Below are 1,048 nucleotides of genomic sequence, written 5' to 3'. Positions count from 1 at the left end.
CGCTTTACGTGGGCCTTCGCCATCGAGCATCGCCAATGGGCGGAAGCTGCCCGGTTCGTAGATGTAGCTGCGGTAACGGTTTTCGGCGCTTTCGGCAATCAGGCGTTCGCCTTGCCAAAGGAATTCAGTGGTGTGGCCGTCGACGGTTTTTGCAATACGACGGCCGAAGGCATCGTACTTGTAGGTTGCAGTGCTGCCACCCGGCAGGCTAACGCCGATCAAGCGGTGCTGGCAGTCGTAACGATACTCGGTGACGAGTTTCTGTCCTGTGCCACGGCGCTCGCGAATCAGATTGCCGTAGGCGTCGTAGTCATAATGGCGATCACCCTGCATCAGCAGGCGGTTGCCTTTGACGTTGGCGAGGTTTGCTGTGCCTTCATTGCTTTGGCCCAGCAGGTTGCCCGCCGGGTCATGGGCGAAGCTTTCCGGAGTAGCGCCGCGCACGCTGATGAGTCGATCGAGCGGGTCGTAGTGGTAGCTGCGATTGCCTTTGCGGCTGTCATCAATGCCAGCGAGGTTGCCGTTGGCATCGTAATTATAACGACGCTGGAACAGGTTCTTGTCTCGCTGGCCAACAGTGTGGGCTTGCAGGCGGCCTTGTTCGTCGTACTGGTATTGGCTGAGCAGCAAACCTTGCTGACGCTGTCGTTCGCGACCGGCGCTGAACTGGTGAGAGGTCAGGCGTGAGCCGTTGAGGTCGATGCTGCTGAGTTGCCCACCGGGTTGGTGACGGTAATCGAGTTTGCTGCCGTCAGCGAGGCGGCAGTGTTTGAGCTGACCAACGCTATCGTACTCGTAGCGCAGGGTGCCCCAGCCTTGGTGTTCTTCGATGAGGCGGTCTTGCAGGTCGTATTTATAGGCGAGCGGCCAATGACCGTCGTCGACGTTTACGAGGCGACCGAGGGCGTCGTAGCTGTAGTGGATTTCCTCGCCGTCGGCCAAGGTTTTCACCAGCAGTCGGCCTGCGGCATCGCGCTTATACTCAGTGACCAGTTCGCTGCCATCGTCGCCGAATTCGGTTTTCTTCAGCAGTTGGCCGTTGAGGTCG

1 pseudogene is annotated in these 1,048 nt (G+C 59.1%); it reads right to left on the bottom strand.

Features of this window, described 5'->3' with window-relative positions:
* A pseudogene (locus L8H52_RS30305) lies at window positions 1-1,048 on the bottom strand (type IV secretion protein Rhs); the annotation flags it as partial.

The organism is Pseudomonas sp. CROZ-RG-20F-R04-15 (assembly GCF_022662375.1).
Lineage (GTDB): Bacteria > Pseudomonadota > Gammaproteobacteria > Pseudomonadales > Pseudomonadaceae > Aquipseudomonas.
Note: the sequence above shows the minus strand (reverse complement) of the source record. Positions and strands in the feature narration are given on the sequence as shown.